20 protein-coding genes are annotated in these 24,839 nt (G+C 59.0%); 13 read left to right on the top strand and 7 right to left on the bottom strand.

Features of this window, described 5'->3' with window-relative positions:
• Positions 1-13 precede the first annotated feature (13 nt).
• Positions 14-826: a crotonase/enoyl-CoA hydratase family protein gene (locus KDX39_RS02250; protein WP_231659211.1), complete on the bottom strand. Its 813-nt coding sequence runs from the start codon at positions 824-826 to the stop codon at positions 14-16.
• A gap of 215 nt (positions 827-1,041) precedes the next feature.
• Here KDX39_RS02250 and KDX39_RS02245 point away from each other — a divergent pair, with 215 nt between their 5' ends.
• Positions 1,042-2,526 (top strand): ATPase domain-containing protein, encoded by a 1,485-nt coding sequence (locus KDX39_RS02245; RefSeq protein WP_231659210.1) that lies wholly within the window; start codon positions 1,042-1,044, stop codon positions 2,524-2,526.
• Positions 2,523-4,553, top strand: a complete 2,031-nt coding sequence (locus KDX39_RS02240) for a response regulator (RefSeq protein WP_231659209.1) — start codon at positions 2,523-2,525, stop codon at positions 4,551-4,553. Before KDX39_RS02245 ends, KDX39_RS02240 begins: the two co-directional genes overlap by 4 nt.
• Before the next feature lie 232 nt (positions 4,554-4,785).
• On the opposite strand, the gene KDX39_RS02235 is transcribed toward KDX39_RS02240, so the two are convergent.
• The 5 genes from KDX39_RS02235 to KDX39_RS02215 form a co-directional block, all read right to left on the bottom strand.
• Positions 4,786-5,163, bottom strand: a complete 378-nt coding sequence (locus KDX39_RS02235; RefSeq protein ID WP_004884919.1) for a response regulator — start codon at positions 5,161-5,163, stop codon at positions 4,786-4,788.
• Positions 5,164-5,276: 113 nt separating this feature from the next.
• On the bottom strand, positions 5,277-6,458 hold the full coding sequence (locus tag KDX39_RS02230; protein WP_231659208.1) for a hybrid sensor histidine kinase/response regulator: 1,182 nt from the start codon (positions 6,456-6,458) through the stop codon (positions 5,277-5,279).
• On the bottom strand, positions 6,452-7,066 hold the full coding sequence (locus tag KDX39_RS02225) for a chemotaxis protein CheB (protein ID WP_231659207.1): 615 nt from the start codon (positions 7,064-7,066) through the stop codon (positions 6,452-6,454). Before KDX39_RS02225 ends, KDX39_RS02230 begins: the two co-directional genes overlap by 7 nt.
• Positions 7,063-7,884 (bottom strand): CheR family methyltransferase, encoded by an 822-nt coding sequence (locus KDX39_RS02220; RefSeq protein ID WP_231659206.1) that lies wholly within the window; start codon positions 7,882-7,884, stop codon positions 7,063-7,065. The genes KDX39_RS02225 and KDX39_RS02220 overlap by 4 nt, the downstream gene beginning before the upstream one ends.
• Positions 7,885-7,930: 46 nt before the next feature.
• A complete protein-coding gene (locus tag KDX39_RS02215) occupies positions 7,931-11,437 on the bottom strand; it encodes a response regulator (protein WP_231659205.1) in 3,507 nt (1,168 codons plus the stop codon).
• Between the two features lie 331 nt (positions 11,438-11,768).
• Here KDX39_RS02215 and KDX39_RS02210 point away from each other — a divergent pair, with 331 nt between their 5' ends.
• The 3 genes from KDX39_RS02210 to KDX39_RS02200 all read left to right on the top strand — a co-directional run bounded on the left by KDX39_RS02210 (position 11,769) and on the right by KDX39_RS02200 (position 14,408).
• Positions 11,769-12,134 carry a response regulator gene (locus tag KDX39_RS02210; RefSeq protein ID WP_231659204.1) on the top strand — a complete coding sequence of 122 codons (366 nt, stop codon included), beginning with the start codon at positions 11,769-11,771 and terminating at the stop codon, positions 12,132-12,134.
• On the top strand, positions 12,121-13,452 hold the full coding sequence (locus KDX39_RS02205; protein WP_231659203.1) for a glycosyltransferase: 1,332 nt from the start codon (positions 12,121-12,123) through the stop codon (positions 13,450-13,452). Before KDX39_RS02210 ends, KDX39_RS02205 begins: the two co-directional genes overlap by 14 nt.
• Before the next feature lie 404 nt (positions 13,453-13,856).
• On the top strand, positions 13,857-14,408 hold the full coding sequence (locus tag KDX39_RS02200) for a BRO-N domain-containing protein (RefSeq protein ID WP_231659202.1): 552 nt from the start codon (positions 13,857-13,859) through the stop codon (positions 14,406-14,408).
• A 21-nt stretch (positions 14,409-14,429) separates the two neighbouring features.
• On the opposite strand, the gene cobF is transcribed toward KDX39_RS02200, so the two are convergent.
• A complete protein-coding gene (gene cobF, locus KDX39_RS02195; RefSeq protein ID WP_231659201.1) occupies positions 14,430-15,209 on the bottom strand; it encodes a precorrin-6A synthase (deacetylating) in 780 nt (259 codons plus the stop codon).
• Positions 15,210-15,338: 129 nt separating this feature from the next.
• Here cobF and KDX39_RS02190 point away from each other — a divergent pair, with 129 nt between their 5' ends.
• The 8 genes from KDX39_RS02190 (at position 15,339) to KDX39_RS02155 (ending at position 24,750) form a co-directional block, all read left to right on the top strand.
• Complete coding sequence (locus tag KDX39_RS02190; RefSeq protein ID WP_099230810.1) at positions 15,339-16,244, top strand: AraC family transcriptional regulator; 906 nt, start codon at positions 15,339-15,341, stop codon at positions 16,242-16,244.
• 239 nt (positions 16,245-16,483) lie between these two features.
• Positions 16,484-17,806 (top strand): ABC transporter substrate-binding protein, encoded by a 1,323-nt coding sequence (locus KDX39_RS02185; RefSeq protein WP_231659200.1) that lies wholly within the window; start codon positions 16,484-16,486, stop codon positions 17,804-17,806.
• A gap of 75 nt (positions 17,807-17,881) precedes the next feature.
• Positions 17,882-18,814 (top strand): carbohydrate ABC transporter permease, encoded by a 933-nt coding sequence (locus KDX39_RS02180; protein ID WP_099230373.1) that lies wholly within the window; start codon positions 17,882-17,884, stop codon positions 18,812-18,814.
• Between the two features lie 10 nt (positions 18,815-18,824).
• Entirely contained in the window at positions 18,825-19,658 is an 834-nt protein-coding gene (locus tag KDX39_RS02175) for a carbohydrate ABC transporter permease (protein WP_004884895.1), read from the top strand.
• 31 nt (positions 19,659-19,689) lie between these two features.
• Positions 19,690-20,796: an ABC transporter ATP-binding protein gene (locus KDX39_RS02170; RefSeq protein WP_231659199.1), complete on the top strand. Its 1,107-nt coding sequence runs from the start codon at positions 19,690-19,692 to the stop codon at positions 20,794-20,796.
• Positions 20,797-20,814: 18 nt separating this feature from the next.
• Complete coding sequence (locus tag KDX39_RS02165) at positions 20,815-22,296, top strand: mannitol dehydrogenase family protein (protein WP_231659198.1); 1,482 nt, start codon at positions 20,815-20,817, stop codon at positions 22,294-22,296.
• A 9-nt stretch (positions 22,297-22,305) separates the two neighbouring features.
• A complete protein-coding gene (gene xylB, locus KDX39_RS02160) occupies positions 22,306-23,787 on the top strand; it encodes a xylulokinase (RefSeq protein WP_231659197.1) in 1,482 nt (493 codons plus the stop codon).
• 24 nt (positions 23,788-23,811) lie between these two features.
• On the top strand, positions 23,812-24,750 hold the full coding sequence (locus KDX39_RS02155) for a carbohydrate kinase family protein (RefSeq protein ID WP_231659196.1): 939 nt from the start codon (positions 23,812-23,814) through the stop codon (positions 24,748-24,750).
• Positions 24,751-24,839 lie beyond the last annotated feature (89 nt).

Genomic DNA, 24,839 nt, shown 5'->3' with positions numbered 1-24,839 from the left:
GCGTGCTATCGCTTCAATTGTCGAAGACTGGCTTCTGCTTGCTCATCTGGGCAACCATTGCCAGCTTCAGGTCCGCTGATTGCAACATGGCAGCGTTCCAGATAGCAACGTGCTCAAGCCCATCGTCCACGCGGTGATCACGCATATAGCCAATCATCTGCTTGGTGCCTTCGATGGCAATCGGCGATTTCCCGGCAATCTGCCCGGCGATGGCCATGACACCTTCAAGCAAAGCGGCTTTATTGGTAAAGCTGCGATTGATCAGACCGATGCGCACGGCTTCCTCGGCCTCGACCATACGGCCGGTATACGCCAGCTCGCGCATGATGCCATCGGGAATGATTTTCGGCAGGCGTTGCAGTGTGCCGACATCGGCCGCCATGCCCATATCGATTTCACGAATCGCGAACTGCACGTCGGCTGCGGCGTAGCGCATGTCGCAAGCCGACACCAGATCGATGGCTCCTCCCAGGCAATAGCCCTGAATCGCAGCCAGAACCGGCTTGCGACACTTGTCCACGGCAGTGAACGACGCCTGCATGTCGAGGATGGTGCGCCTGAGCACCCGGGCGTTGCGCCCCGCGTCCTCGCCGAGCTGTCCGGCGACCGCAGCGAGCATCTTCAGGTCAATGCCGGACGAAAAGTGCGTGCCCGCGCCGCTGAGCACCACGACCCGGACCTCGTCCTCCTGTTCGATCCACTGGAATATCTCGATGATCTCGGTCCAGAAGGCCTCGCTCATGGCGTTGATCTTGTCCGGGCGATTGATCTGCACATGGGCAATGTTGTCGTTCAGCTCAACCAGGAAAGTTTGGTAATCACGCACGGCATGATCCTCAGGCAGGTGAATGTCCATCGTTGGACTATAACAATCCAGTCATGACTGCTGTCAGCGACTGTTGTGACATTTGCCGGACCCATATGCCCTTGCGGCAAGGTGCAGGCAGTGCGAGCCACCAAATAGTCTGAACCGTCGTAGTGCCATGATGTCCAGTATTGGGTGACACTACTACTGCTCCGTCAGTTATCAGAGGGCGATACTTGAATACGTCAAAAGCGGCAACCGGCATTGAAGGTCTGGACGATATCCTTTCCGGAGGTCTTTCACGCTGTCACGTTTTCCTTCTCGAAGGAGAACCCGGAACCGGCAAGACAACGGTAGCGCTGCAGTTTCTGCTGGAAGGTGCCCGAGCGGGCGAAACCTCGCTGTATATCACGCTTTCCGAGACCGAACGGGAGCTGCGTGATGGCGCGCGTTCCCATGGCTGGGAACTGGATGAGCACATCAAGATTTTTGAGCTGACGCCGCCGGAAAGCCTGCTGGACGCCGACCATCATCAGAGCCTGCTGTACTCCTCCGACCTGGAGCTGGGCGAAGCGACACGGCAGATTTTCGAAGTGGTCGAACGCGTCAAGCCGAGCCGCGTGGTCATCGACAGCCTTTCCGAAATACGCCTGCTCGCGCAAAGCTCGCTACGCTATCGCCGTCAGATTCTGGCAATCAAACACTATTTCGCGCGCTACGATGCCACCGTCGTATTGCTGGACGACCTGACCACCGAAGCGCTGGACAAGACCGTGCACAGCGTGGCCCACGGTGTTATCCGACTCGAGTCACTGACGCCTGCCTATGGCGCAGAACGCAGGCGCTTGAAGATCGTCAAGTACCGTGGCCAGAAGTACCGTGGCGGCTTTCACGACTTCAATATTGCCGAAGATGGTATTCACGTCTTTCCAAGACTGGTGGCTGCCGAACACCGATCAGACTACTCGCGCGCTCAGTTCAGCAGCGGCATTCAGGAGCTGGACGATCTGCTCGGCGGCGGCATCGAGGGCGGCTCCAGCACCTTGATTCTGGGCCCTGCGGGCACGGGCAAGTCACTTATCTCGATGGTTTTTGCTGCTCAGGCAGTTGCACGAGGCGAGCGAGTCGGGCTTTTCATCTTTGATGAAGAGATGGGGCTGCTGTTCGAGCGAATGTTGAAGATCGGCATTGACCTGCGTGCGCTGCAGGAAACCGGCAACATGCTGATTGAGCAGATTGACGCCGCAGAACTGTCGCCCGGCGAATTTTCTCATCGCGTCAGACGTGCAGTCGATCAAAAGCAGATCAAGACCGTCGTGATCGACAGTATCAATGGCTATCAGGCGTCCATGCCTGAAGAGAATGCACTGGTTCTGCACATGCATGAGCTGCTGCTCTATCTGAACCGCCGCGGTGCCTCGACCTTTATGACTGTCGCTCAACACGGGCTGGTCGGTGATATGCGCTCGCCGGTCGACATCACCTACCTGGCCGACAGCGTCATTCTTCTGCGCTATTTCGAGGCGCTGGGCCAGGTACGCCGGGCCATCTCCATCATCAAGAAACGAACCGGTACGCACGAATCGACCATCCGCGAATACCGGATCAGCAACAAGGGTCTGAAGATTGGTGCGCCGCTGGAAGCCTTCCAAGGCGTGCTGCGTGGCGTTCCTACCTATCTGGGCGAAAGCAAACCGCTGTTGACGGACGAAGACTTGTGAGTATTGCGGGGCAACTTTCAGAACGGGCGATCATTCTGGCGCCACGTGGACGGGACAGCCAGATTGCCCTGATGATTCTCAAAGAGGCCGGTTATCCGGCAATCGTGGCACGCGATCTGAATGAGCTGGTCGCGCAATTACAGACCGGCGCGGGCCTTGCGATCGTTGCCGATGAAGCCTTGCGCACCGTTGATATCACTCCACTGCTCGACCTGCTGGGTCAACAGCCCGCCTGGTCGGACCTGCCCATTGTACTTCTGACTCACCATGGTGGCCCCGAGCAGAATCCTTCGGCGCGCATGGGCAGCCTGTTGGGCAACGTGACCTTCCTCGAACGCCCCTTCCACCCGGTCACGCTGGTCAGTCTGGTGGCGACCGCAGTACGCGGGCGACGACGTCAGTACGAAGCCCGTGGGCGCCTGGAAGACCTTCTGGAAAGCGAAAAGCGCCTGCAAAATGCGCTCAAGGCCGGACGTCTTGGCTCATGGGAGCTGGAGTCCGAGCGTCTGCAACTCACGTGTTCAGCGATTACCCGAGGCCATTACGGCCGTGAAGAGCTTGAAAATTTTACCTACGAAGACTGGCTGGGTGTCGTTTATCCCGAAGACCAGCCGCGCATGCAATCCGCGCTGCAGCGAAGTCTGGATATCGGCGTGGATTTCATCATTGAATACCGTAATGTCTGGCCGGACGGATCGCTCAACTGGGTTGACGTACGGGCCCGCGCCATACGCGACAATAACGGCTTCGTCATCTCGCTGGTCGGTGTGACGTCCGATATCACCGAGCGCAAACAGGCTGAATCCCAACTGCGGCGCCTCAACGAGACGCTGGAACAGCAGGTCGAAGAGCGCACCTCACAGTTGCGACACAAGGAAGAAGTACTTCGTCAGTCACAAAAGATGGAAGCAGTCGGCCAATTGACCGGGGGCATTGCCCACGATTTCAACAACATGCTGACCGGCATCATCGGCAGTCTGGAACTGATCAGGCGACGTCTGGCCCGCGGACGCACCGAGGGGCTCGACAACCTCATCGACCTTGGCGTGACGTCAGCCAACCGCGCAGCCGCCCTCACCCACCGCCTGCTGGCGTTCTCGCGTCGTCAGTCGCTGGACTCCAAGCCGGTTGAAATGAATCACCTGATCAATGCCATGGGGGAACTGATTCAGCGGAGTGTCAACGAGAGCATCAAGCTGGACATGCGTCTGGCCAGTGATCTGTGGACCGCCGAAGCGGACCCCAATCAGCTGGAAAACGCCCTGCTCAACCTGGTACTCAACGCCCGGGATGCAATGCCTGATGGTGGATTGCTGACGGTGGCGACTCACAATCGTCAACTGGACAAATCCTTTACCAACGCCCACGAAAACCTGCTGCCCGGCGACTACGTTGTCCTGAGCATCACCGACAACGGCTGCGGCATGCCGGAAGCGGTCATCAGCCGCGCATTCGACCCGTTTTTCACCACCAAGCCTATCGGTCAGGGAACAGGCCTGGGGTTATCCATGATCTACGGTTTCAGCAAACAGTCTCATGGCCATGTGGCGATCAAGAGCGAAGTCGGCCGGGGCACCACCGTGGAATTGTTCCTGCCGCGCTTCAAGGGTAATCAGGACGAGGACGAACAAAACTTCCAGAGCAATGCGGTTTATGCCAAAGAAGGCGAAACGGTGCTGATCGTCGAAGACGATCCGGCCGTGAGGGCACTGGTCAGCGAGGTACTCAGCGAGCTTGGATATGCCTTCCTCGAGGCAGGAGACTCTCTGGCTGCGGTGCCGATACTGGAGTCAGGTCAGCGCATCGATCTGTTGATCAGCGATGTCGGGCTGCCAGGCATGAACGGACGCCAACTCGCGGAGGTTGCCCGGCAACTGCGTCCGGAACTCAAGGTTCTGTTCATCACTGGCTATGCCGAGCATGCAGCGGCACGCGCAGGATTCCTGGACACCGGCATGCAATTGATCACCAAACCGTTTGCGTTCGATCACCTGACGTCCAAAGTGCGGGAAATGATCGAAGCCTGAGACAGCTCGAACTCGATACCCCTCCGCTGCACGCCATCCCGGTTCATGGAGCCCTGCCTTCCCTTCATGGCGAAGCGAACACCCGACTGTGGGAGGCGGCTTGCCAGCGATGTGCCAAGCTCCGGCAGGCGGTGTATCAGATGTAGCCAGAGACCGCCACGCAGCCAATCGCTGCTGTCGTGACCTCCGAGAGCCCCACGCCGTCCGGGCAGAAACGGATTTCAGCGAACAATCAGGCCAGCAAGTCCTGGATCTGCGACTGCAGCGTTTCCATGGTGAACGGCTTGGCCAGAATGGGGGCCTTGGCCGCAATAGGACTGCCCGAATCAATGATTTCTGCCGGGTAGCCACTGATGAAAATGACCTTCAGTTCCGGTCGTAACTTGACTGCCGGCTCTGCAATCTGCACACCTGAAATACCGCCAGGCAGGCGATAGTCCGTGATCATCAGGTCCAGATGCGGTTTGGTGGCCAGAATCTCGAATGCCTGCTCGCCGTTCTCGGCCTGCAGGACGCGATAGCCCACGCCCGAGAGATAATCGGCCAGCAGCATCAGGATCAGGGGTTCATCTTCGACGATAAGTACGACGTTTTCTGCATCAGCGCTCATTGAACTGCCTTTGATCTTATAGATAGCTGCCAATACGACCACGGCGCGCTGAGGAGGTTGCGATGGAAATACGATAATTCCGTAATGCCATCTGTATTTGAGGCCTGCCCGTTTTACTGAGGCAGGCAGACGCGGAAAACCGACCCTTTGCCCTCTTCGCTTTCCACCTCTATACGGCCGCCGTGAGCCATGACGATCTGTTCGGAGATGAACAACCCAAGGCCAAGTCCGGCGACCGCATGGTTGGCCGAGACCCGTTCGAACTGCTGGAAGATACGCTTCTGGTTTTCGGGGGTGATGCCGATGCCCTGATCGCGAACCTCGACACTGGCCTGACCGCCCTCGCAGTACACGCGAACCTCGATGGGCTTGCGAGCGCCATAGCGCAGTGCATTGGTCAGCAGGTTGGCGACCACTTGCTCGATCCTGAACTCATCCCAAACGCCGATGACCGGCTCATCGGCAACCAGCGTGATGCTCGAGTTCGCCGCTGCGATCTGAGCCGAGAAATTTTCCAGCAGTTGGGTCACCAACTCGCACAGATCGAACGGGCTGGGCCGGATAGACAGCTTGCCCGTCCGGATGCGCGACACGTCCAGCATGTCCTCGATCAGCCGTATCAGGCTCTGAATCTGACGCTCGTCGCGGTCGACCATGGCGCGCAACTTGTCGAGCGTAAACGCCGACATGTTGTCCTTGGCCAGGTGCAACTGGCGCAACTGGGTTTCCAGAATGAGGCCGTTGAGCGGCGTGCGCACTTCATGGGAGACAATCGACATGAAGTCATCACGCATGCGTATCGCGTGCTCAAGCTCACCCTGAGTGGATTGCAGGCGCTTGAGCAGTGTCTCCTGCTCCTGGCGGCTGCGTTCAAGCTCTTCGACTTGCATCTTCATGGCCTTGCGCTGCCGGAACAGATCGACGAACACGTTGACCTTGCTCTTGACCGCATGGATGTCCAGCGGCTTGTGCAGGAAGTCCACCGCACCGCTTTCATAGCCCTTGAACGCGTAGTTGAGCTCACGACCCGCAGCGCTGACGAACACGATGGGGATGCTCTTGGTCTTCTCGGTGCTGCGCATCAGCTCGGCCAGCTCAAAGCCATTCATGCCGGGCATCTGCACATCGAGGATGGCGAGGGCGAATTCATGCTGCAACAGGAGCGACAACGCCTCGTCAGCCGACAGCGCCTTGAACACCAGTCGGTCCTCGCGCTTGATCAGCGCTTCGAGGGCCAGCAGGTTCTCCGGCAGATCGTCGACGATCAGCAGTTTTGCCTGGACTTCATTTAGCATGCGATTCGTTCCAGCTCGGCCAGCAAAGGTCCGATTTCGTTCAAAGACAGAAGATAATCCGGCGAGTGCAGCGCCAGAGCGGCCTCGGGCATGGTACTCGCCTGGGACTGCCGTGGGTCCTGAATCACTGTGAAACCTTTATAACGCTTGATTTGCAGCAATCCCTGCGCTCCGTCGTTGTTGGCACCGGTCAGCAGCACGCCAGCCAGGCGCTCACCGTAGGCGTCCGAGGCCGAGTCGAACAGGATGTCGATGCTCGGCCTTGAATAGAAAACCCGGTCTTCCTGACTCAATGACAACGTACGGTCAGTCTCGACAGAGAGGTGATAACCCGACGGCGCAAAATACAACGTGCCGGGCACGATACTTTCCTTGTCGTCGGCTTCCTTTACCGGAAACGGCAGCCGACTCTGGAACACATGCGCCAACTGGCTGCGACGATCATCCGGCAGATGCAGTACCACCAGGATCGGCAGACCGAAACCCGGTCGCAGACAACTGAAAATTTTCAGCAGCGCCTCGACACCACCTGCAGAAGCGCCGACCACAATCGCATCCACCACCGGCAAAGCGTCGCCGGCCGAAGCCCCGGCAAAGGTCGTCTTCATGATTTGCGGTAGATCCGCTCGGGCTTGACCAGCGCCTCGAACGCGTTGCCATAGGCTGAAAACTCGAGCGTCTCCTTACTGCCCAACGCCAGAAACCCCCGATGACAAAGCGAGTCATGAAACAACCCAAAAGCTCGATCCTGAAGTTTTTTATTGAAGTAAATCAATACGTTACGACAGGAAATGAATTGCGTCTCGGAGAATACACTATCTGTCGCCAGACTGTGATCGGCAAAGGTCACGTTTTCACGCAACGTCTTGTCGAAGATCGCGTAATCATAGGCCGATGTGTAGTAGTCCGTGAAATCACGCAACCCACCGGACTTGCGATAGTTCTCGGTGTAGGCACGCAGGTTTTCCATCGAGAAAATGCCCTGCTTGGCTTTCTCCAGTGAGCTGGGATTGATATCGGTGGCGTAGATGATCGTGCGCTCCAGCAGCCCTTCCTCACGCAGCAGGATGGCCATCGAATACACCTCCTCTCCGGTACTGCAGCCGGCGATCCATACCTTGATGGAAGGATAGGTGCGTAACAGCGGCACGACTTCCTGGCGAATCGCCAGGAAGTGCGACGGATCACGAAACATCTCACTCACGGGAATGGTGAGGATCTGCAGCAACTGCATGAACGCGGCCGGGTCGTGCAACACACGCTCCTGGAGCGCGGAGATGGTGCTGCAATCGAACTGGCGCAACGCGTGCGCCACACGGCGCTTGACCGAAGCGCCGGAATAATCCCGAAAGTCGTAGCTGTACTTGAGGTAGATCGCCTCAATAAGCAACCTCAACTCGATGTCGGCGTTGCGATCAAGGTGCATGGACGAGCCCGAAAATGTGGTCGAAGACCGGTTTGGCCGTGCGCATTCAAATACGTTCCATTTTTGGCAGCCACACGCGAATCAACGAGAACAGTCGGTCCAGGTCGATAGGCTTGGCCAGGTAGTCGTTCGAACCTGCCTGCAGGCAACGCTCCTGGTCATCCTTCATGGCCTTGGCCGTCACCGCAATGATCGGCAGCTTGCGCCAGCGCGGATCCTTGCGAATCTCGATGGTCGCTTCATAGCCGTCCATCTCCGGCATCATCACGTCCATCAGCACCAGATCGATATCTTCGACTTCATTGAGTTTCGCAATCGCTTCGAACCCGTTACGCGCGATCTCGACCACTGCGCCCTTGTGCTCCAGCGCACTGGTCAGCGCGAAGATGTTACGCACGTCGTCATCGACCACCAGAATCTTGCGAGCCTCGAACACCTTGTCGCGGCTGCGGGCCGTCTTGAGCATCTTCTGACGCTCATTCGAGAGCTGGGACTCCACCTTATGCAGGAACAGCGTCACCTCATCGAGCAGACGCTCCGGCGAGCGAGCGCCTTTGATAATGATCGAGCGTGAATACTTCATCAGCTCGGCTTCTTCATCACGGGTCATGTTGCGCCCGGTGTATACGATCACGGGCGGGAACGAGCAGATTTCCTCAGTGGACATGCGCCGCAACAGCTCGTCGCCGAGCATGTCCGGCAGCTTGAGGTCGATGATCATGCAGTCATAGACGTTGTCGCGCAGCAGATCCAGCGCTTCCTGAGCGAAACCTACCGCAGTGATCTCGATATCGTCGTCGCCGATCAGGCGCGCAATGCTGTCACGCTGCAAGGCATCGTCCTCGACCAGAAGAATGCGCTTGACCTTCTGGGTCAGTTTCGCTTCCAGCTTGGCGAACACGTCCTTGAGTTCTTCACGGGTCGTGGGCTTGACCGCGTAACCGATGGCGCCCATGTGCAAGGCCGCTTCCTGCCGGTCCTCGACCGAAATCACATGCACGGGGATGTGTCGGGTAGGCGCCAGTTCCTTGAGGCGTTGCAGCACTGTGAGGCCCGAGTGGTCCGGCAGGCGCATGTCCAGCAGGATCGCGTCCGGCGTGAAGCGCGCGGCCAGATTGAAGCCGTCGTCGGCCGCATGAGCCACCAGGCAGTAGTAGCCCAGTTCATGAGCGAGATCGAACAGGATCTGAGCGAACCGCACTTCATCTTCGATGACCAGAATGCAGCGCTTGTCGAAAGGCGCCTTGTCGCGGTCATCGTCGAAGACCGGAATCGCCTCGTCACGCACCACTTCCGGCTCCACCACAGGCCTGGCGATGACCGGCGCGGGCGTGATCGGTACCGACACCACGGCAGCAACGTCCGAACTCTGGCTCTCTGCGGGGTGCTCGAGGTACTGCTCCGGCAATACCAGCGTGAAGATGCTGCCCTGCCCCGGCGCACTGGTCACGCTGATCGAACCGCCCAGCAGCGCGGCCAGGTCGCGGGAAATCGACAGCCCAAGCCCGGTGCCGCCGTAACGACGGTTGGTCGTGCCATCTGCCTGACGGAATGCCTCGAAGATGCTCTGCTGATGTTCTTCAGCAATGCCGATGCCAGAGTCGCGTACCGTGAATGCAATGCCCGAACCCGGCTGACGCGACACGATCATGCTCACGGTGCCGGTTTCGGTGAATTTGATGGCGTTGGACAGCAGGTTCTTCAGAATCTGCTCCAGTCGCTGCCGGTCGGTGTACAGCATGGTCGGCGCACCGGGCTGAATTTCCACCGTGAACTGCAGACGCTTCTCGGTTGCCAGAGGCTGGAACAGGCCGCGCAACCCTTCCACCAGTCGCGACACGCTACTGTTTTCAGGGCGCACTTCAAGCTTGCCGGCCTCGACCTTGGAAATGTCCAGAATGTCGTTGATCAGGTTCAACAAGTCGTTGCCCGCCGAATAGATCGACTCGGCGAACTTAACCTGTTCGGCAGTGAGGTTCTCGGTCGGGTTTTCGGCCAGCAGTTTGGCCAGAATCAGCGAACTGTTGAGCGGCGTGCGCAGCTCATGGGACATGTTGGCCAGAAATTCGGACTTGTACTTGCTGGAGCGCTGCAACTCGTCGGCGCGGGCCTGCAATTCGACCTGCGCCTGATTCAATTCTTCGTTGTTGCGATCCAGCGCATCGCGCTGATCAGCCAGCGCCTGCCCCTGCTCGGCCAGTTGTTCGTTGGTCTGTTCAAGCTCGGCCTGCTGGGTTTCCAGATGCACCTGGGATTCCTTGAGAATCCTCGACTGCTCCTCAAGCTCTTCGTTGGCGGTACGCAGTTCTTCCTGCTGCACCTGCAACTCTTCATTGAGCTGTTGCGTCTCGGCCAGCACTTCCTGCAGACGCTGGCGATAACGAGCCGCCTCGATGGAGGTGCCAATGTTGTCGGAGATCAATTCGAGGAATTCAACGTCCTGTTCGGTCAGCGCGTGCAGAAAGCCCAGCTCGACAACGCCGTTGACCTGATCGTCATTGCTGGTCGGCACAACGATCACGCTGCGTGGCGAACCGTCGCCCAGGCCGGAGCTGACCTTGAAGTAATCGACGGGCACATCGTTCAGAGTGATGACACGATCCTGTCGCGCCGCCTGGCCGACGATACCTTCATCGCTATGAATGGTCTGATCGCGCTCTTCCTGTTCACGCGAAAAACCGTAAGAGGCCACGCGCACCAGACCACCGTGCTCCTGACGCACATAGATCGCAGCCACTGAAGCCCCCAGGTACCGGGCCAGAAAAAGCAGTATATTGCGGCCCAGCATGTTCAGGGTCAGTTGCCCCAGCACCTGTTCGGCCAGCTCGCTCTGCCCGTTGCGCAGCCAGGCAACTTTCTGCAGGCGTTCAGCGTTGGTTTCCTGCTGCCTGAGGTTATCGCTGTAGGTGTCGGACAGCGACATCAGGTCACGACGGCCGACCCAGGCCAGAATGCCGCTGACGATAACCACGAAAACCAGGTACAGCGCGACAGACATCACTGTACTGCGAGTGACTTCGGCGTTGCGGTTCAGGCGCAGTTGCTGCTCCATCTCCACCGCCTGATCGTATTCGGTGCGGATCTGGTCAGTGATACGCTTGCCCCGCCCGGCCAGAACCGGCGTCTGGTAGTCGCCGTTTTCGCGGCGCAGCTTGATCATCTCAAGAGCAAAGGCATTCCATTCGTCCTGCAGGGTGAGCAGGCGCCGAAAACGGTCGAGCTGAGTCGGGTTGTCTTCCACCAGCGTCTTGAGACCTTGGAGTTCCGCCGTCAGCAGAGGCTTGGCAACTTCATAAGGGTCGAGAAAATGCTGATCGCCGGTCAGCAGAAAACCGCGCATGCCGGTTTCCATGTCGATGGACAGTTTCATCGAGCGATTGGTGTTGTTGATGACTCTATCGGTATGTTCGACCCACTGAATGGCCGACAGCAGATAGCTGATCAAAAGGATGAAGAAAACCGCGCTTAACACGCCGACACCTAGAGGCAGACCGACGTTACGTCCCAGTAGTTTGCGGAAGCGTTGTTCATCGACGACAGACGTCCGATTCATGAAAAATCCCTGACGGTTTGATCAAAACCGTAGAGTTTGCCGTAAAGCCGTGAAAAAGACTCTCATTTCTCACTTAGAGGATTGAAATTTCACACATAAATCGGCGATAAGCTCCTGCGCATCGACAAGCGTGGCTCTTGCGTCATGGATTGCTATGCTGGTTTGCGGGGAACTGCGACAGATTGAACTTCTGTGTGCGTTTTATTTACTGATACAGGGACTGTATGAATAGCGGACACGTCAGGGTCATTGACCTTGCACTGCCCGGCAAGGCGCATGACGTTCTGCGTTCTTTGCACCACCTTTATTTTCAGGCTTTAAGGAGTCAACCATGCCGGACGCAACCAGCACCATTCTTGTAGTCGAGGATGACACTATTGTGCGCATGCTGATCGTCGACGTTCTCGAGGAGCTGGAATACGCGGTGCTCGAAGCCGAAGATGCAATGACGGCGCTTGAAATCATCAAGGATGAAACCAGAAGCATCGACCTGATGATGACCGATCAGGGCCTGCCTGATTTGAAAGGCACTGAGCTGGCCAAAAAAGCCAGGGCGTTGCGCCCGGAACTGCCCGTATTGTTCGCCAGCGGGTATTCGGAAAACATCGAGGTGCCCGCGGGCATGCACTCGATCGGCAAGCCCTTCTCCATCGATGATTTGCGCGACAAGGTAAAAAGCGTTCTTGGCCAGCATTGATATCGAGACATCCGGCCGTATTTCCCCGCCTGCCGAGAACGCCACCCGGCGCCTGTTGATTATAGGGTATGTCTGGCCCGAACCTCGCTCGTCTGCGGCCAGCGGGCACGTGATGCAGTTGATTCGCTGCTTCCTCGAGCATGGCTGGCAAATCACCTTCGCCAGCCCTGCCACAGAAGGCGAGCATCGCGCGGATCTGGTCAGCCTGGGCATCACCGAGGTGCGCATCGAGCTCAACAACAGCAGTTTCGATGCGTTCGTCAGCGACCTTCAACCCGACGTGGTGCTGTTCGATCAGTTCATGATCGAGGAACAGTTCGGCTGGCGGGTCGAGCAGCAGTGCCCCGGCGCGCTACGGATTCTCGAGACCTCCGACCTGCAGAGCCTGCGCCATGCACGCCATCAAAGGCTGAAGGATCTGCTGAACGAAGAGTCCGGCAATGACGTTTCAGACCTGTTCGGCGCTGGCGATGCTGAATTGTTCAGCCTGATGGCGGCCAGTGATCTGGCCCAGCGTGAAATCGCATCGCTGTACCGATGCGACCTGAACCTGATGACCTCGGACGTGGAGATCGATCTGCTGACAGGATGGTTCGGCATGCCTGCATCATTGCTGCACTGGTGCCCGCTGATGCTCGATGAGCCATCGCAGGCCGCCAGGCCGTTTGACCAGCGTGCGCACTTCCTCAGCATTGGCAACTTTCGCCATGCGCCGAACTGGGATGCGGTGCTCTGGATGAAAAACGCCATCTGGCCGCTGATCCGCCAGCAGCTGCCTCAGGCGCAACTGCACATCTACGGCGCCTACACGCCACCCAAGGCGACGGCGCTGCACAATGGCGCTCAAGGTTTCCACATCATGAATTGGGCCGAGGATGCGCTGCAGGTCATGTCCGACGCACGCGTATGCCTGGCACCCTTGCGCTTCGGGGCCGGCATCAAAGGCAAGCTCATTGATGCCATGCTGTGCGGCACACCCTCGGTCACGACACCGATCGGTGCCGAAGCCATGAGTGGCGGGTTGCCATGGCCCGGAAAGGTCGAGACCGATCCGGCGCACATCGCAGACGCCGCGGTGCGTCTTTATCAGAATCGAGCGCTGTGGTCTGAAGCGCAAACGGCTGGCTGGACCCTCTTGAACGCGCGTTTTCGACACGAGCAGCATTGCGCCAGCCTGATGGAGCGCATCGACGCCCTGCGCCGCGACCTGCCGAGTCACAGGCTGGCCAATTTCACCGGCTCGATGCTGCGGCACCATCACCACAAGAGCACCAAGTACATGGCGCAGTGGATCGAGGCGAAGAATCGCAAGGTTTGAGTGTTTTCTGTCAATACACGGATGCCCATTCGCCCGATATCGGCATGCATTCTTTTACGCTAAAGCCTGTATAGCGGCCCCAAAGTCGTCTGCTAGTGGCGACAATTCCCTTTCCTTCGTATGAAGTTTCCGAGAAAATCCTGACCGCTTGCGCGTGTCGATTTGCGGCTTTAAGGTGCGCCGTCGCTGCAGAACAGTGACCGGATTTAGCGATCCGACTCAAAGGTGCCCTAAGACTGCGTCAGGTATTTTTCATCTGGTGCACGCGTTATGGCGGCTGTACTTCGGAGATCTTCGGATCTGCCGGTGTGCCTTTGTGGCCGGTTCGCTAACCGTCGTACAGTCGCCACCCATTATGTTTAGCGACGTAACGGGTGGGGTTTACCTCAAAGGAGCTTTCACTCATGGACCTGCCACACCCCGCCTCCCCTTGCACCGACTATCTCGAACCCACCGTCTTCATCCGCCATCACCGCATGCTGCGAGCCGTCATGATCGGTGCTCAGGCCTGGTTTCCCCTGTCAGACCTTGCCCGCCTCATGGGCAAGCGCCTGGACGAACGCTCTACGCTGAAACTCGATGCCGATCAATCCCGCACAGCGTGGCTGCAGACGCACAAAGCGTGGGAACGCTGCCTGATGCTCAGCGAATCCGCAGTGTTCGCCATGCTCGTCCATCATTACGTTCCCGAGAACCGAGCCCTGCGTCAGTGGCTGGTTCAGGACGTACTTCCGACCTTGCACGCCCGGCATCGCGAAGACTTCGACCACCCTGAATCCTGTCAGATGCGCTGGCAAGGGCGTCCGCTGAGCACATTGCAATGGCATGACGATCTCTGGATCAGATTGCGCGACGTGCCTGAACTGGTTCAGGTGCAGACAACTTCAGACTCAGCGCCCGTGAAAGGGCCGTGGTGGAAACGGTTGATGATGCAATCCGTGCGATTCAGGGCCTGAAGTCTGGTGCTCCTTGAACGGTCAAGCTTTCGTCTGCGTCGAGGAACAAGGCCTGCGCAACAGATACGTATCCATCACCCACCCCTTGCGCTGTCGCGCCTCGGCGCGCAGGCGTTTGATCTGTCCACACACGTCATCGAGCCTGCCTGACACCAGTATCTCGTCCGGGGTGCCCAGGTAGGCGCCCCAATAGATATCCAGCCCCTTGCCGACGAAACGATCAAAGGTGCAATGGGCGTCGAGCATGACCACCGCGTTGTCTGGCTCATCTTCCGGGTTCGCTGCAAGGCGACGGCCTGTGGTGATCAGAAGCGGTTCGCCGATACGGTTCAGCGGTATGCGATGACTGGCGACCAGCGCCTGCACGCTGGTGATGCCAGGAATGACCTGATACTCAAGGACTTCCCTGCCCCGCGCCAGCACCCGGTCGAGGATGCGCATGGTGCTGTCGTAGAGCGCGGGGTCGCCCCAGACCAGAAACGCGCCCACCCCGTTCTCGCCAAGCTCATCGCCGATCAGGCGCTCAAACAGGATGGCGCGCTGTTCGTGCCAATGCTCGACACCGCGCTCGTAGCCGTCGGGATCGTCTTCGCGGCGCGGGTCCTGGACCTGCACCAGTCGATAATCGGTGTGCGTGATGTAGCGCTCGCAAATCGCTTTGCGCACTTGCAGCAGATCGTCGTCGGCATAACCCTTGTCGAGCAGGAAAACGGCGTTCGCCCGGTTCAGCGCGTTGATGGCCTGAACCGTGATCTGCTCGGGATCGCCGGCCCCCATGCCGATGAGAAGAATCTGTTTCATCGCGTGCCGCTCCTGCAATCACTGCTGTGAAGAGTGACTGATCCTAAGCGTTTTTTCGGTGACGGTCGGGCAATGATCTGAAAAATGAGGCACATTAACGCTCTGGCAACCACTGCAAACGGCCACGCCATGAGCAAAACAACAAGAATTGCGGACCCTTCCTACGAATTGATGGACGACCATAACGGTCTTTCGATCATTTATCGCGAGCACGGTTTTCCCTGTCCGCTGGTGCGCTGGCACTTTCACAAGGAATACGAGTTGCACCTGATCGTTGCCAGTTCCGGCAAGGTATTCGTAGGTGATTACATCGGCAACTTCCACCCGGCCAGCCTGTTCCTGACCGGTCCCAACCTGCCGCACAACTGGATCAGCCAGATCGACGAAGACGAAGTCGTGCCCAAGCGCGACATGCTGGTCAACTTCACCGACGAGCTGCTGGAAAGCGGTAATCAGGTCTTCGCCGAACTCAGAACCCTGGCACCGCTGCTGGAACGTGCCCGGTACGGTATCGAGTTTCGCTGCAAGCGCACCATTCGCCAGGCCATGAAGCTGATGCAACGCATCGCCGACTCCAGTGGCATCACCCGTCTGGGCCACTTCTTCATATTGCTGGAACTGCTGGCGGCCAGCGATGATTATCAGCTGTTGTCCGGCACGGCCGTCACCCATGCGGCGGACGAGCACAGCGTCGACCGGACCAACCGGGCGGTGGATTACATCTTTGCCAACTACAGCCGGGAATTGCCGCTGGAGGAAGTTGCCGAGTACCTGGGCATGAAGCCCACGTATTTTTCCAGAGTCTTCAAGCAGGCCACCGGACGCTGCTTTGTCGAGTTCGTGAATCGCCTGCGCATCAGCAAATCCTGCGAGCTGCTGGCAGATGGCGACAAGCCAGTGACCGACGTGTGTTTCGAGTCCGGCTTCAATAACATTTCCAACTTCAACCGGCGCTTTCAGCAACTCAAGGGCATGACGCCGTCGCACTACCGGCGCCTGGCCGTCCAGCGACTGACCGAACAAAACCTGTACTGATTCGCCCCGCCTCCTCGCCCATCGTCTACGCTCAAACTTCGCCAACGCCTGTCACCGGGCGTTCGCGGTGCAGGCACGCTTGCAGACTCACTGCAAAAAAGTATCAGTGGCAGTGCGGTGCAGGATTTGTCTTTCATCACGAACGCCGTTGTAATCAGTCCACATCTTCCTTCCTCCGGAAGAGACAAAAACAATAACCTGCCTTCTGCAGCTCTCTGGGCGTGGAAGAGGAGTGATCAATGAAGACCTCAGCAAAAGTTCTGCTTGCCAGTACCGTCCTCAGCACCTGTTTCATGGCCAGTGGCACCGCCACTGCCGGAACCGTGACCATCGCCACGGTCAACAACAGCGACATGATCCGCATGCAGCGCCTCTCCAAGACCTTTGAAGAAAAGCACTCTGACATCAAGCTCAACTGGGTGGTGCTCGAAGAAAACGTCCTGCGTCAGCGCCTGACCACTGACATCGCCACCAAGGGCGGCCAGTTCGATGTGCTGACCATCGGCATGTACGAGGCGTCACTGTGGGGCGCCAAGGGCTGGCTGCAGGAAATGAAGGACCTGCCTGCCAGTTACGAACTCGATGACGTGTTCCCTTCGGTGCGTGACGGCCTGTCGGTCGACGGCAAACTGTTCGCCCTGCCGTTCTATGCAGAAAGCTCGATCACCTACTACCGCAAGGACCTGTTCGAAAAGGCAGGCCTGACCATGCCCGAGCGTCCGACCTGGACACAGATCGCCGAGTTCGCCGGCAAGCTCACCGACAAATCCAAGGAACAGTACGGCATCTGCCTGCGCGGCAAGGCCGGCTGGGGCGAGAACATGGCGCTGATCACCACCTTGGCCAACGCTTATGGCGCACGCTGGTTCGATGAGCAGTGGAAACCACAGTTCGATCAGCCGGAATGGAAGAACGCGCTGAATTTCTACGTCAATACCATGAAGCAGTCCGGCCCGCCGGGCGCATCGAGCAACGGTTTCAACGAGAACCTCGCACTGTTCAACAGCGGCAAGTGCGCCATCTGGGTGGACGCCAGCGTGGCCGGCTCCTTCGTGACCGACAAGACCCAAAGCAAAGTGGCTGACAGCGTCGGCTTCACCTACGCGCCGCATGAAGTGACCGACAAGGGCTCATCCTGGATTTACTCGTGGTCCCTGGCGATTCCTGCCAGCGCCAAGAATGCCAAGGACGCCGCCGAGTTCACCCAGTGGGCGACCTCCAAAGAGTACGCCGCGCTCGTGGCCGAGAAGGATGGCGTTTCCAACGTGCCGCCAGGTACCCGCGCTTCGACCTACAGCGATGAGTACAAGAAAGCCGCACCGTTCGCCAACATCACGCTGGAATCGCTCAAGGCTGTGACGCCCAAGACACCGACCCTCAAGCCGGTGCCTTATGTCGGCATTCAACTAGTGACGATCCCCGAGTTCCAGGCAATCGGCACCAGTGTCGGCCAGCAGTTCTCGGCCGCGCTCATCGGTCAGACCTCGGTCGATGCTGCCTTGAAGAATGCTCAGACCTCCACAGAGCGCGACATGAAGCGCGCGGGTTATCCGAAGAAGTAACCGCACGCTGCAGGGCGGGAGATCCACTTCTTCCGCCCTTGCATCAAGACTTTGTGATATCCGATGGGAGCCCCCATGAAAACCTCAGCCATTTCTGATCGTACGGACGCGTCCGGCGAACTGCCCCCGATCAAAAGCCGTCGTTTCAAGCCGGGCTGGTTTCTGGTCAGCCCTTCCGTCGCGCTGCTGCTGGTATGGATGATCGTCCCGCTGGGCATGACCATTTATTTCTCGCTGATTCGCTACAACCTGCTGTCCCCCGGCGACAATGAATTCGTCGGTCTGGAGAACTTCCAATACTTCGTGACCGACAGCGGCTTTCTGCCCGGCGCAGGCAATACCCTGCTGCTGGTGGGCAGTGTGCTGGCGATCAGTGTCATTCTCGGCGTGCTGATTTCGGCGCTGCTGGAAGCCAGTGAGTTCTTCGGTCGCGGCATCGTACGGGTGCTGTTGATCTCTCCCTTCTTCATCATGCCGACGGTCAGCGCGCTGATCTGGAAAAACCTGATTTTCCACCCGGTTTCCGGCGTGCTGGCGGCCGTGTGGAAGTTCTTCGGTGCCGAGCCCATCGACTGGTTCGCCCATTACCCGATGCTGTCGATCATCATCATTGTGTCCTGGCAGTGGCTGCCGTTCGCCATCCTGATTCTGATGACCGCCATGCAGTCGCTGGATCAGGAACAGAAGGAAGCGGCGCGTCTCGACGGCGCAGGCCCTGTGGCGATTTTCTGGCACCTGACCCTGCCGCACCTGGCTCGTCCGATTGCAGTCGTGGTGATGATTGAAACCATCTTTCTGCTGTCGGTATTCGCTGAAATCTTCACCACGACCAACGGCGGTCCGGGTTTTGCCTCGACCAACCTGGCTTACCTGATCTACATCCAGGCGCTGCTGCAGTTCGACGTCGGCATGGCGTCTGCGGGCGGACTGATCGCCGTGGTCATCGCCAACATCGCAGCGATCGTCCTGATCCGGATGATCGGCAAAAACCTCACCGACAAGTCATGAGGGCCCTGCCATGATGACGCTCAAACAATCACGCCGCTTGCAAAGCCTGTTGCTCGGGACCCTGTCCTGGCTCATCGCCGCGCTGATCTTCTTTCCAATCTTCTGGATGGTACTGACCAGCTTCAAGACCGAAATCGACGCCTTCGCCACGCCACCGCAGTTGTTTTTCACGCCCACACTGGAAAACTACCTGCACATTCAGGAGCGCAGTGACTACTTCCACTTCGCCTGGAACTCGGTGCTGATCTCGTTCAGTGCGACCATCCTGAGCATGCTGGTGGCCATTCCGGCGGCCTACTCGATGGCGTTCTTCGAAACCAAACGCACGCGCGGCACCCTGCTGTGGATGCTTTCCACCAAGATGCTGCCGCCGGTGGGCGTGCTGATGCCGATCTACCTGCTGGCCAAGACCTTTGGCCTGCTTGATTCGCGGCTGGCGCTGATCATCATTTACACGCTGATCAACCTGCCGATTGTGGTCTGGATGATCTACACCTACTTCAAGGACATTCCGGGCGAAATTCTCGAAGCTTCGCGCCTGGACGGCGCCAGTACACGGCAGGAAATCTTTCGCGTGCTGATGCCGATCTGCAAGGGAGGTCTGGCGTCCACCGCCCTGCTTTCGCTGATCCTGTGCTGGAACGAAGCGTTCTGGTCCCTGAACCTCACCTCGTCCGCCGCGGCGCCGCTCACTGCGCTGATCGCATCCTACTCAAGCCCCGAAGGTCTGTTCTGGGCCAAGCTGTCCGCCGTCTCGACGCTTGCCTGCGCACCGATCCTGATCTTCGGCTGGATCAGCCAGAAGCAACTGGTTCGCGGTCTTTCGTTCGGCGCCGTCAAATAGCCCCGGCCTACAGAATAAAAAGGAGTCCATCATGGCTAACCTCAGCATCAGAAATCTGCAAAAAGGCTTCGACGGTCATCAAATCATCAAAGGCATCGACCTTGACGTGAAAGACCGCGAGTTCGTGGTTTTCGTCGGTCCATCGGGCTGCGGCAAATCCACGCTGCTGCGCCTGATCGCAGGGCTGGAGGAAGTGACCTCCGGCACCATCGAACTCGATGGCCGCGACATCACGCAGGTGACCCCGGCCAAGCGCGACCTGGCGATGGTGTTTCAGACCTACGCGCTGTACCCGCACATGACCGTAGGCAAGAACCTGTCGTTCGCCCTGGACCTGGCTGGCGGCAACAAGGACGAGATCAAGAAGAAAGTCGATGAAGCTGCGCGCATCCTGGAGCTGGGGCCGCTGCTGGAGCGTAAACCCAAACAGCTTTCCGGTGGTCAGCGTCAGCGGGTCGCGATTGGCCGCGCCATCGTGCGTAATCCGAAAATCTTCCTGTTCGACGAGCCGCTCTCCAACCTCGACGCCGCGCTTCGCGTGCAGACCCGTCTGGAACTGTCGCGCCTGCATAAAGAACTACAGGCAACCATGATTTACGTGACCCACGACCAGGTCGAAGCCATGACCCTCGCAGACAAGGTGGTGGTGCTCAACGGCGGCAAGGTCGAACAGGTCGGCTCTCCGCTGGACCTGTATCACCATCCGGCGAACCTGTTCGTGGCGGGCTTTCTCGGCACGCCAAAAATGGGTTTTCTCAAAGGCAAAATCAGTCGCATCGACAGCGGCAGTTGTCAGGTGGATCTGGACGCGGGCACCACGATCAGCATGCCGGTCAGCCGCGCAGGTCTGGCAGTCGGCGCTCCGGTCACGCTGGGCATCCGCCCCGAGCATCTGGACATCGCCCAGACCGGTGATTGCCAGCTGCAGGTCATTGCCGATGTCAGCGAACGCCTGGGCAGCGACACCTTCTGCCACGTGCGTACCCGTTCGGGAGAGGCACTGACCATGCGTATTCGTGGCGATCTGGCCAGCCAGTATGGCGAGACGCTGCATCTGCATCTGGACAATGCCCACTGCCACCTGTTCGACGCTGACGGTCTGGTGATCCCCAAAGCCCTGCAGACCGCTGCCGCCTGAGTACTGGAGAGTCCTGTCATGAAATTGAACAAACAGAATCTGTCGCGCCTGGGCACCGATATTGATGTGCCTGCGTATTCTGCGACCGACACCCGCCAGGGCATCGCCCACATCGGGGTCGGCGGTTTCCACCGCGCCCATCAGGCGTTTTATACCGATGCGCTGATGAACACCGGCGAAGGTATGGACTGGAGCATCTGCGGCGTCGGTCTGCGCCCCGAGGACCAGGCTGTGCGCGATGCCCTCGCCCAACAGGATTACCTGTACACGCTCTACGAGCTGGGCGACACACCGGACACCCGGACACGCGTCATCGCGTCGATCAGCGGCATGCTGCTGGCCGGGGACAGTCCGCAGGCGCTGATCGATAAGCTGGCCAGCCCGGACATCCGTATCGTGTCGTTGACCATCACCGAAGGCGGCTACTGCATCGACGACAGCAACGGTCAGTTCATGACGCATCTGCCGCAGATTCAGCATGACCTTGCCAACCCGAACAGCCCGAAAACCGTGTTCGGCTTCCTGTGCGCGGCACTCGCCCGACGCCGCGCCGAAGGTACGCCCGCTTTCACGCTGATGTCCTGCGATAACCTGCCGCACAATGGCGCTGTCACGCGCAAGGCGCTGCTGACCTTCGCCGCCCAGCGTGACGCCGACCTGCACGACTGGATTGCAGACAACGTGAGCTTTCCCAATGCGATGGTCGACCGCATCACGCCGATGACCAGCGCCGCTCACCGACTGAAGCTGGCTGACGAGAAACACATCGACGATGCCTGGCCGGTGGTCTGCGAACCGTTCGTGCAGTGGGTGCTGGAAGACAAGTTCGTCAACGGCAGGCCCGCCTGGGAAAAGGTGGGCGTGCAGTTCACCGACGACGTGACGCCTTACGAGGAAATGAAGATCAAGCTGCTCAACGGCAGCCATCTGGCACTGACCTATCTGGGCTTTCTCAAGGGCTATCGGTTCGTACACGAGACCATGAACGATCCGCTGTTCGTGCGTTACATCCGCGCCTACATGGACCTTGACGTCACGCCGCAACTGGCGTCGGTGCCCGGTATCGATCTGGAGAGCTACAAGGACACGTTGATCGAGCGATTCTCCAATCAGGCGATTGCCGACCAGTTGGAGCGAGTCTGCTCGGACGGGTCTTCAAAATTTCCGAAATTCACGATTCCGACCATCAACTGGCTGATTGTCGATCAGGGCAATCTGGAGCGGGCCTCACTCGTGGTCGCCGCCTGGGCCCTGTACCTAAAGGGTATGGACGAGAACGGCGCGGTCTACAGCATTCCCGACCCACGCGCCGAGTTCTGCAAAGGCCTGGTCACCGATGATGCGTTGATCACCGAACGTCTGTTGCAGGTCGAAGAAATCTTCGGTCTGGCCATCCCGCAGTCGGCACCTTTCGTGGCAGCGTTCGAACAGAACCTGAAGGATCTGCGCACACTGGGCGTCAGCGGCACTCTGGAAAAATTACTGGCCAAGGGCCGCTGAGGGACAACCATGTTTCTTGGAATCGATTGCGGCACCCAAGGCACCAAAGCCTTGCTGCTCGATACACAGACAGGCCGCGTGCTGGGCGAAGGCTCGGCGCCCCACAGCCTGATCAGTGACCATCACGGACGTCGCGAACAGGACGTTCAGCAATGGCTCTCGGCCCTGCAGCACGCGGTCGGCGAAGCGCTCGCCCAGTCCGGCGTTTCAGGACAGCAGGTGAAAGGTATCGGCATTTCCGGACAGCAGCATGGGCTGGTACTGCTCGACGCGCAGGGTCAGGTGCTGCGGCCGGCCAAGCTCTGGTGCGACACCGAAAGCGCTCCGCAAAACCAGCGTCTGCTGGACCATCTGGGTGGTGAAACAGGTTCACTGGAGCGCCTGGGACTGGTCATCGCGCCGGGCTATACGGTGTCAAAGCTGTTGTGGACCAAGGAGCAACACCCGGAACTGTTCGGGCAGATCGACAGGATTCTGCTGCCGCACGACTACCTGAACTACTGGCTGACCGGCCGCTGCTGCACCGATTACGGCGACGCCTCGGGCACCGGTTATTTCAATGTGCGCACGCGCGACTGGGATCTACCGCTGCTGGCACACATCGACCCGAGCGGACGCCTTGAAAAGGCACTTCCGCAATTGCTGGACGCTGAGCAGGCCGTTGGCACAGTGCGGCCCGAGATTGCCCGACTGCTGGGTCTGAATCCGCAGGCGCTGGTGTCCAGCGGCGGCGGCGACAATATGATGGGCGCCATCGGCACCGGCAATATCCAGCCGGGGTTGATCACCATGAGCCTGGGTTCTTCCGGCACGGTGTACGCGTTCGCCGATCAACCTGCGGTCAGCGAGCACGGTTCGGTTGCGACCTTCTGCTCGTCGTCCGGCGGCTGGCTGCCGCTGATCTGCACCATGAACCTGACCAACGCCACGACGGCCATCCGCGAGCTGTTCGCGCTGGACATTGCGGCTTTCAATACGGCCGTAGCCAGCGCGCCGATTGGCGCCGAGGGCGTGCTCATGCTGCCGTTCCTGAACGGCGAGCGCGTACCCGCCCTGCCCGACGCCACCGGTAGCATTCACGGTCTGGACAGCACCAATCTGAGCCAGGCCAATCTGTGTCGGGCGGTGGTGGAAGGCACGACGTTCGGCCTGCGCTACGGACTCGATCTGCTGCGCGCCAGCGGCATCAAAAGCGAGAGCATCCGCCTGATCGGCGGCGGCTCGAAAAGCGCAGTCTGGCGGCAGATCGTGGCCGACATCATGGACACGCCGGTGGTCTGCACAAGCTTCGCAGAAGCCGCAGCATTGGGCGCGGCAATCCAGGCGGCGTGGTGCTGGTCATCGGCCAATGATCAATCCGGCAGCTTGCAGGACCTGTGTGAGCGATGCGTAAGCCTGGACCCGGCCAGCGAGACCCGACCGATTGCGCAGAACGTGGCCGCCTATCAACAGGTCTACCGGCATTATCAAGACCAATTACGAGCAGTTTGAACCTGCCTTTTTGACGGAGCACCTATGTTTCTGGTTTGCGGCGAAGCCCTGTTCGACATTTTCACCCGCGCCGACACCGGCAGCGCGCTCAATAAACTGGGGTTTGACGCCATCGCCGGCGGCTCGCCCTTCAACGTTGCCATCGGCCTGCGCAGGCTGGGTGTCGAATCCGCGTTGTTTGCCGGTCTGTCGACGGATTACCTGGGCAGTCGTCTGCGCGCTGTGCTTGAAGACGAGCAGGTCGGTGCAGAGCATCTGATTGAATTCAATGCGCCCACCACACTGGCCATGGTCGCGGTCGGGGCCGACGGTTCGCCCACCTACAGCTTCAGAGGCGAAGGCTGTGCTGATCGCCAGTTGCGCCTGGAACACTTGCCCAGACTCGACGACACCGTACGAGGCATTCATGTCGGCTCGTTCTCGCTGGTGGTGCAGCCGATTGCCGATACGCTGCTGGCGCTGGTCGCTCGTGAGAGCGGCAAACGCCTGATTTCGCTCGACCCGAACGTACGCCTCAACCCGGCGCCGGACATCGGACGCTGGCGCTCCCAGATCGCGGCATTTGCCGAGCATGCGCATATGATCAAGGTCAGCGATGAAGACCTGCACCTGCTGTATCCCGACCGCGACCCCGAGACCATTGCAAAAGGCTGGCTGAACCGGCATACGCACCTGGTCATCGTGACGCGTGGTACACAAGGCGCCAGCATCTTCACCCGCGAGCACGGCACCTGGTCGATCCCGGCGAAGAGCGTCGTGACGGTGGACACGGTAGGCGCAGGCGATACGTTCCAGGCAGCGCTGCTGACCTTCCTGACCGAGCGGCAGGTGGATACGCCAAAGGCGCTGTCGGAAATCACGAAGGAAATGCTGGATCAGATGCTGGAGTTTGCAGCGAGTGCAGCGGCGCTGACCTGCACACGGGTCGGGCCGGATCTGCCCTACCGGGATCAGTTGCGCTGAGTGACCGCAGAGCGTCCGGGTGTGCACGCTGAACCACCTCAACGAAACCCGGGCAAAAAAAATCGCGAATCACCTTGCTCTCACGAGTA

This window comes from Pseudomonas sp. CDFA 610 (genome assembly GCF_021147865.1).
Classification (GTDB): domain Bacteria; phylum Pseudomonadota; class Gammaproteobacteria; order Pseudomonadales; family Pseudomonadaceae; genus Aquipseudomonas; species Aquipseudomonas alliivorans.
The sequence above is the reverse complement of the archived record's forward strand: the minus strand, read 5'-3'. Positions and strand labels throughout refer to the sequence as shown.

Coding starts and splice junctions, on each gene's coding strand:
- KDX39_RS02175 (WP_004884895.1), top strand. CDS start 18,825: ATGATGACGCTCAAACAATCACGCCGCTTGCAAAGCCTGTTGCTCGGG.
- KDX39_RS02165 (WP_231659198.1), top strand. CDS start 20,815: ATGAAATTGAACAAACAGAATCTGTCGCGCCTGGGCACCGATATTGAT.
- KDX39_RS02215 (WP_231659205.1), bottom strand. CDS start 11,437: ATGAATCGGACGTCTGTCGTCGATGAACAACGCTTCCGCAAACTACTG.
- KDX39_RS02200 (WP_231659202.1), top strand. CDS start 13,857: ATGGACCTGCCACACCCCGCCTCCCCTTGCACCGACTATCTCGAACCC.
- KDX39_RS02230 (WP_231659208.1), bottom strand. CDS start 6,458: ATGCTAAATGAAGTCCAGGCAAAACTGCTGATCGTCGACGATCTGCCG.
- KDX39_RS02210 (WP_231659204.1), top strand. CDS start 11,769: ATGCCGGACGCAACCAGCACCATTCTTGTAGTCGAGGATGACACTATT.
- cobF (WP_231659201.1), bottom strand. CDS start 15,209: ATGAAACAGATTCTTCTCATCGGCATGGGGGCCGGCGATCCCGAGCAG.
- xylB (WP_231659197.1), top strand. CDS start 22,306: ATGTTTCTTGGAATCGATTGCGGCACCCAAGGCACCAAAGCCTTGCTG.
- KDX39_RS02180 (WP_099230373.1), top strand. CDS start 17,882: ATGAAAACCTCAGCCATTTCTGATCGTACGGACGCGTCCGGCGAACTG.
- KDX39_RS02155 (WP_231659196.1), top strand. CDS start 23,812: ATGTTTCTGGTTTGCGGCGAAGCCCTGTTCGACATTTTCACCCGCGCC.
- KDX39_RS02220 (WP_231659206.1), bottom strand. CDS start 7,884: ATGCACCTTGATCGCAACGCCGACATCGAGTTGAGGTTGCTTATTGAG.
- KDX39_RS02225 (WP_231659207.1), bottom strand. CDS start 7,066: ATGAAGACGACCTTTGCCGGGGCTTCGGCCGGCGACGCTTTGCCGGTG.
- KDX39_RS02185 (WP_231659200.1), top strand. CDS start 16,484: ATGAAGACCTCAGCAAAAGTTCTGCTTGCCAGTACCGTCCTCAGCACC.
- KDX39_RS02190 (WP_099230810.1), top strand. CDS start 15,339: ATGAGCAAAACAACAAGAATTGCGGACCCTTCCTACGAATTGATGGAC.
- KDX39_RS02235 (WP_004884919.1), bottom strand. CDS start 5,163: ATGAGCGCTGATGCAGAAAACGTCGTACTTATCGTCGAAGATGAACCC.
- KDX39_RS02170 (WP_231659199.1), top strand. CDS start 19,690: ATGGCTAACCTCAGCATCAGAAATCTGCAAAAAGGCTTCGACGGTCAT.